The 6,531-nt window shown below is 72.3% G+C and carries 7 protein-coding genes; 4 read left to right on the top strand and 3 right to left on the bottom strand.

Annotation, left to right across the window (positions count from 1 at the left end; genetic code table 11):
- Positions 1 to 306: hypothetical protein (locus GKQ77_RS24755; RefSeq protein ID WP_219691146.1), on the top strand; the 306-nt coding region annotated here is incomplete at its 5' end.
- Positions 307 to 471: 165 nt separating this feature from the next.
- Complete coding sequence (locus tag GKQ77_RS24750; protein WP_219691145.1) at positions 472 to 1,377, top strand: HipA family kinase; 906 nt, start codon at positions 472 to 474, stop codon at positions 1,375 to 1,377.
- A gap of 129 nt (positions 1,378 to 1,506) precedes the next feature.
- Here GKQ77_RS24750 and aceB read toward each other — a convergent pair whose 3' ends face one another.
- Positions 1,507 to 3,126, bottom strand: a complete 1,620-nt coding sequence (gene aceB, locus GKQ77_RS24745) for a malate synthase A (protein ID WP_219691144.1) — start codon at positions 3,124 to 3,126, stop codon at positions 1,507 to 1,509.
- A gap of 249 nt (positions 3,127 to 3,375) precedes the next feature.
- Positions 3,376 to 3,999, bottom strand: coding sequence for a nucleotidyltransferase family protein (locus tag GKQ77_RS24740; protein WP_219691143.1), 624 nt, complete (start codon positions 3,997 to 3,999; stop codon positions 3,376 to 3,378).
- A 220-nt stretch (positions 4,000 to 4,219) separates the two neighbouring features.
- On the opposite strand from GKQ77_RS24740, the gene GKQ77_RS24735 reads away from it, so the two are divergent.
- Complete coding sequence (locus tag GKQ77_RS24735) at positions 4,220 to 4,534, top strand: DUF5955 family protein (protein WP_219691142.1); 315 nt, start codon at positions 4,220 to 4,222, stop codon at positions 4,532 to 4,534.
- 36 nt (positions 4,535 to 4,570) lie between these two features.
- Here the strand turns inward: GKQ77_RS24735 and yczR are convergent, their stop codons facing one another.
- The gene (gene yczR, locus GKQ77_RS24730; protein ID WP_219691141.1) at positions 4,571 to 6,040 is read right to left on the bottom strand and encodes a MocR-like transcription factor YczR; all 1,470 of its coding nucleotides are present in this window, start codon (positions 6,038 to 6,040) and stop codon (positions 4,571 to 4,573) included.
- Positions 6,041 to 6,208: 168 nt separating this feature from the next.
- Here yczR and GKQ77_RS24725 point away from each other — a divergent pair.
- The coding region (locus GKQ77_RS24725) for a universal stress protein (protein ID WP_308117774.1) at positions 6,209 to 6,531 on the top strand (323 nt) is incomplete at its 3' end.

Here is a 6,531-nt window from a genome sequence, read left to right as displayed (position 1 = left end):
TCGGGCTCGGACCCGTCGGCCCCGGAGCCGGCTCTCGGCACCAAGGAGAAGCCCGCGGTGGCGATCGTCGACACTGTCGTCGGCAAGGTGTGCACCGACGTCCCGGTCGCGAGGACGCGGAGCATCGTCGCGCTGGCCGGCACCGAGGCGCAGGGCATCCTCACCGCCTCCAGGAACCAGCGGTGCGACGACGGCTTCTCCCCCTACGGTGAGTACGAGCCCCTGCTCGACCTCATCGAGAAGCTGCCGCCGCTCTCGGATGACGTGGACAGGCCGGACGACGGCAGGCGCCCGGTGCGCACGTAACCGCGCACCCCGACGCTGACCACGCACAACACCGGCGCCCCCGAACGCGAGAAGCGGACGGGGGCGCCACCCCCCACCCGCGATCACCCTCGGTTACTATGCACACTTCATGCCAGAGGCTGGAAGCAGGACCAGAGGCCGGAAGCAAGAGGGGTGACCCGGGAAATGTTGAGAGAGGTCACCGCGACCCGCTACATCGAGCCCCTGCGCACCGGCGGCTCCGTGCCCGGCGTCGTCGAGGCCGACGATCTGGGTACGTACGTCGTGAAGTTCACCGGATCCGCCCAGGGCCGCAAGGCGCTGGTCGCCGAGATCATCGTCGGCGAGCTGGCACGCCATCTCGGCCTGCGCTTCCCCGAGTTGGTGCTCGTCCACTTCGACCCGGCGGTCGGCGCCGACGAGCCGCACCAGGAGGTCCAGGACCTGCTGCGCTCCAGCGCGGGGCTCAACCTCGGCATGGACCTCCTGCCGGGAGCGAAGGACTTCACCCCGGACGCCGTCGACGTGGACCCGCTGGAGGCCGGCAAGGTCGTCTGGCTCGACGCCCTCACGGCCAACGTCGACCGCACGGTGCACAGCTCGAACCTCATGGTGTGGCCCACGTTCGGCACGCGGCCGCCGAAGCTGTGGCTCATCGACCACGGCGCGGCCCTTGTCTTCCACCACCGCTGGGGCGCGTCCGCACCCGACAAGGTGTACGACTTCCGCCACCATGCCCTGGGCGGCTACGGCCCCGACACGGCCGCCGCCGACGCCGAACTGGCGCCCCTCGTCACGGAGTCGGCCCTCCGCGAGATCGTCTCCCTCGTGCCGGAGGCGTGGCTGGCGGACGAGCCTGGCTTCTCGTCCCCCGCCGAGGTGCGCGAGGCCTATGTCGGCTTCCTGCTGGCCCGCGTGCGGTCCTCGGCGGTTTGGCTGCCGAGGGGCTTTCCCAGCCGGGGTGAGCTGGCCGCCTCCGATGCCCGGCGGGCGGCCGCCATGGAGGCGGGGCGCCCGGACTGGCTGAAGCGTGTTCCCGACCTGCATGGGAAGCCTTCGGCGGAGCGGGATTGGTCGGGGCACATCCAGTAGTGTGGGTCGGGTGTGGCTGGTCGCGCAGTTCCTCGCGCCCCTTGCCCCGCGCCCCTTACGGGATGCTCATGACGAAGCCCCCGGCGCTGTGCGGTGCCGAGGGGCTCGTCGTGGGCGTATGCGCGGAAGTCAGCGCAGCTGCTCGTAGGCCGGGAGGGTCAGGAAGTCCGCGTAGTCCTCGTCCAGGGAGACCTGGAGGAGAAGGTCGTGGGCCTGCTGCCACTTGCCGGCCGCGAAGGCCTCGTCGCCGATCTCGGCGCGGATCGCGTCCAGTTCCCGGGCCGCCACCTCGCGGGCCAGGTCCGCCGTCGCCCTCTCGCCGTTCTCGAAGACGACGCCCGCGTTGATCCACTGCCAGATCTGCGAGCGCGAGATCTCCGCGGTGGCGGCGTCCTCCATGAGGTTGAAGATGGCGACGGCGCCAAGGCCCCGCAGCCACGCCTCGATGTAACGGATGCCGACCTGGACGGCGTTGACCAGACCGTCGTACGTGGGCTTCGCGTCGAGGGAGTCGACGGCGATGAGGTCCGCCGCCGAGACGTGCACGTCCTCGCGCAGGCGGTCCTTCTGGTTCGGCTTGTCGCCGAGCACCGCGTCGAAGGACTTCATGGCGATCGGCACCAGGTCCGGGTGCGCCACCCACGAGCCGTCGAAGCCGTCGGCCGCCTCGCGGTCCTTGTCGTTCTTGACCTTCTCGAACGCGACCTTGTTGACCTCCGCGTCCTTGCGGGACGGGATGAACGCCGCCATGCCGCCGATCGCGTGCGCGCCGCGCTTGTGGCAGGTGCGGACGAGGAGTTCGGTGTACGCCCGCATGAAGGGCGCGGTCATGGTCACCGCGTTGCGGTCCGGCAGGACGAACTTCTCGCCGCCGTCACGGAAGTTCTTGACGATGGAGAAGAGGTAGTCCCAGCGGCCCGCGTTCAGGCCGGAGGCGTGGTCGCGCAGCTCGTAGAGGATCTCCTCCATCTGGTACGCGGCGGTGATCGTCTCGATCAGGACGGTCGCGCGGACCGTGCCCTGCGGGATGCCGAGGTGGTCCTGCGCGAAGACGAAGATGTCGTTCCACAGGCGCGCCTCCAGATACGACTCCGTCTTCGGGAGGTAGAAGTACGGGCCCTTGCCCAGCTCGATGAGGCGCTTGGCGTTGTGGAAGAAGTACAGGCCGAAGTCGACGAGCGCGCCGGGGACCGGGCGGCCCTCGACCTGGAGGTGGCGCTCGTCCAGGTGCCAGCCGCGCGGGCGCATGACGACCGTGGCCAGCTCGGCGGCGTCCTTGAGGGCGTACGACTTGCCGGTGCGCTCGTCGGTGAAGTCGATGCGGCGCTCATAGGCGTCGGTGAGGTTGAGCTGGCCGAGGACCACGTTCTCCCAGGTGGGCGCGGAGGCGTCCTCGAAGTCGGCGAGCCAGACCCTGGCGCCCGAGTTCAGGGCGTTGATGGTCATCTTGCGGTCCGTGGGGCCCGTGATCTCCACGCGCCGGTCGTTCAGCGCGGCCGGGGCCTCGGCGACCTTCCAGGAGTCGTCCGCGCGGACCGCGGCGGTCTCCGGCAGGAAGTCGAGCGTGGAGGTGGCGGCGATCTCGGCGCGGCGCTCGGCGCGCCGGGCGAGCAGCTCGTCACGCCGGGGCGTGAACAGCCGGTGCAGCTCGGCCACAAAGGCGAGGGCCGCGTCGGTGAGCACCTCTTCCTGCCGGGGCAGGGGCTCTGCGTCGACGATGGCCAGCGGCGACGGCGCTAGTGCGGACATGAGCTGTCACTTCCTTCAGAGAGCTGCACGGACGGTGCCGGGCGAGCCGCCGGGCAGACGCGGTGACACTGAGTGCCACAGGAGCCGGGGTACGGCTGCGGGGCCCCGTCCGAGGTAACGGGCCTTCTGGTCAGTGGATACTAGTTTCCTCATAGTGGAAGTTCAATGGTTTGTTGATGTCGAGATTCTTCTCGTCGACAGAACGTGTCGCTGAGTGCCACGCCGGTCACTCCAGGTGGATCATGCCGATCACTCCAGGTGGATCAAGTCCTCGGCGGTATCGATGTCGTACGCGTCGGCCACCTCGCCGCACTCGATCAGCGTGACCGCGTCGGCGTGCGCCCGCAGATAATCGCGTGCCCCCCGGTCACCGGTCGCAGTCGTCCCTATCCCCGCCCAGTGGTCGCGGCCGAACAGGACCGGGTGGCCGCGCTGCCCCTCGTACGCGGCCGCCGCGAGCGTCGACGGCGACCGGTAGGCGGCTCGGACGCGCGCCGTCGCCGCCACACCGATGCCCGGCTGGTCGACGAGCGAGACCAGCGCGGCGCCCGCGCCCGTGCCGCCGAGCGAGGCGAGCCCGACCCTGAGCGAGGAACCCATGCCCTCCTCCCAGTCCGGGTTGTCGACAAGGACGCAATCGCGGAGCGAGGCACGCGCGCGTACGGCGTCGGAGGAGGCGCCGAGCACCACGTGCACCTGTGCGCACCCGGCATCGCGCAGCACCCGCACCGCGTGCTCCACCAGGGGGCGGCCCCGGTGCTCCAGGAGCGCCTTCGGCCGGCCGCCGAGGCGCCGCCCGCCGCCCGCCGCCAGGAGCAGCCCGGCGACCTCGTTCCCCTCGCCGGGGCGCGCGTAGATCGGTTCTGTCGTCATGACTCCTGGATACACCCGATCGGGCCGCCGTGTTCCAGCCGCGATCAAGGCCGGAAAGTGGCGCGTCCCGTGTCGGGAGCGGTTTACTGATCCGCGACCCCCGGTGCCTGACCAGCACCACGCGGGGTCGTGAGACGCACGAGAAGTCGCGGCGGACGCACGGGAAGTCGCGGCGGACGCACAGGAACGGGCGCACCGAGGCGTGCGCGGGGGGAGAACCGTGTTGCGGAGCGTGGAGCAGAGGCGAGTGACGGGCGGCGACGAGGATCCGCGGGTGGCGCGACTGCGCACCGCCGTGGCCCGGCTGCGCCGTGAACTGGCCGCGCATCCGGTCGAGTTCGCCGACCGTGGCATCGCCGAGGAGGAACTCGCCGCCCTCGCGGCGATGGCGTCCGACGGCACCCCCGAGATCCCCCGGCTGCGCCGCTCCCTGCTGCTCGTCGCGGGCGCGATCGGCTCGGTCAGCGCGCTGGCGCCGGGACTCGCGGGGCTGCGGGGCGCGGTGGAGACGTTCGGGGAGCCCGGGAGGCGCTGAGGGGCCTTCGCCGGTCCGGCGGCCCAGGGAGTTGTTTTACGCCACCCAGGGGCGGCGGCCCATGTCGTCGCTCGTGGGGCGCAGGTCACCCGCCGACGCCGCCGCGAGGCGGACCGCCACCTGTTCCGACAGTTCCGGCGGCAGCGTGTACGGCACGCGGAGCCGGTGCTCATGCGTCCCCGGGTCCGCGCCGAAGCGGGCGCCGCCCTCGATCCGTACGCCGTGCGCGAGCGCCGCGCGGGCCAGCGAGGACGCGACGGGCCGCCCCAGGTCCACCCAGAGCGAGAGCCCGCCCGGCGGCAACCGCCAGCGCCACTCCGGCAGATGGCGGGCGAGTGACGCCGCGAGGGCATCCCGCTGCGCCCGCAGCCTCGGCAGCCGCTCGCGCAGCACCTCGTCCATGCCCCGCAGCAGATGGAGCGCCACCAGCTGCTCGATGACCGGCGTCGACATGTCGACCGGCACCCGCGCCATCGCCAGCTCGGTGATCAGCCTCGACCCCGCCCGCACCCAGCCGATGCGCAGCCCGCCCCAGTGCGACTTGCTCAACGACCCCACGGTGACGACCTGTTCGCCCGCCCCGTGTGGCGCGAGCGGGGCGAACGGCGCGGGCGGCGGCCCGTCGAGCGCGATGTCCGCGATCGTCTCGTCGATCAGCAGCCAGGTGCCGGTGGCGCGGGCCGTCTCCAGGATGTGCACGCGCTGCTCGCGTGGCATCAGACTGCCGGTCGGATTCTGGAAATCCGGTACGAGATAGGCGATGCGGGGTGCCGCCTGCCGCAGTGACGACTCCACGAGCCCGCAGTCCCAGCCGTCGTCCGTGACCGGCACGGGCAGTGCGCGCAGGCCCGCGCCGCGGATCGCGTCCAGGGCGTTGGGGTACGAGGGGTTCTCCACCAGGACCCGGTCGCCCGGCCTGCCCAGGAGCGCCAGGGTCAGGGACAGCGCGTGCTGGGCGCCGGTGGTGATCAGGATCTGGTCGGGGAGCGTGGGCAGGCCGCGCCGCGTGAAACGCTCGGCGACGGCCGCTCTCAACTCCGGTATGCCGTAAGGGTGGTAGCCCGGTGTCGGCGCGTGCTCGGTGAGCAGCGCGGACGCTCCGGCGAGCGCGGCGGCCAGCTCCGCCTCCGGGGCGCCGGGCGCCGCCACCGCCAGGTCGAGCACGTCGTCGCCCGCCGGGAACGCGGCCACGCTGGACGGCCGCCGGCCCTCCGGCAGCTCGGTCCAGGTGCCCGCGCCGCGGCGGCTGCGCGCGTAACCGCCCTCGCGCAGGACGTCGTACGCCGCCGTGACGGTGGCCCGGCTCACCGAGAGGGCGGTGGCCAGTTCGCGCTCGGCGGGCAGGCGGGTGTGCAGGGGGATGCGGCCGTCGAGCAGCAGGGTGCGGACGGCGTGGGCGAGTGCGCGGTAGCCGGGGCGCTCGCCCGCGGTGCCGGTCAGCAGCCCGGCCAGCTGACGGCTGCCCAGTCTTCTGTCCACGCTGTGGACGGCCCATGCCTCTGCCATGCCAACTCCCTGTGATTGGCCCTGCTCTCCGGGCCAATCAGCGTACAGACTCCGTTTCAGCGGGCTTCAGTCAGCCTGTTTTGGCCTGGGAAGGGGACACCGGTGGCAGGGACGGAGAGCGGAAGAGGAACCGTCGGCGGACGCGGACGCGGACACGGACGCGGACGGGTGATCGTCGGGGTGAGCGGCTCGCTCGCGAGCCTCGCGGCGCTGCGGGTGGCGGCGCAGGAGGCGCGGGCCAGCCGCCGTGTGCTGGTCGCGGTGATCGCCTGGGAGCCGCCGGAGGGCGAGAAGCTGTACCTGCGCCACCCCGACAGGGAGTGGGCCAGGCACTGGCAGGCGGAGGCGCAGGCCCGCCTCGACCGCGCCTTCGACGAGGTCTTCGGCGGCGCGCCGCCCGGCGTCGACTCCGAACGCCACGTGATCCGGGCGCGCCCTGCCACGGCTCTCGGCGAGCTGGCCACCCGCCCCGACGACCTCCTGGTCCTGGG

The sequence above is a fragment of the Streptomyces anatolicus genome (genome assembly GCF_019400875.1).
GTDB classification, from domain to species: Bacteria; Actinomycetota; Actinomycetes; order Streptomycetales; family Streptomycetaceae; genus Streptomyces; species Streptomyces anatolicus.
Note: the sequence above shows the minus strand (reverse complement) of the source record. Positions and strands in the feature narration are given on the sequence as shown.

Excerpts from the sequence above, each read along its gene's own strand:
- GKQ77_RS24750 (WP_219691145.1), top strand. The coding sequence starts at position 472 with ATGTTGAGAGAGGTCACCGCGACCCGCTACATCGAGCCCCTGCGCACC.
- aceB (WP_219691144.1), bottom strand. The coding sequence starts at position 3,126 with ATGTCCGCACTAGCGCCGTCGCCGCTGGCCATCGTCGACGCAGAGCCC.
- GKQ77_RS24740 (WP_219691143.1), bottom strand. The coding sequence starts at position 3,999 with ATGACGACAGAACCGATCTACGCGCGCCCCGGCGAGGGGAACGAGGTC.
- yczR (WP_219691141.1), bottom strand. The coding sequence starts at position 6,040 with ATGGCAGAGGCATGGGCCGTCCACAGCGTGGACAGAAGACTGGGCAGC.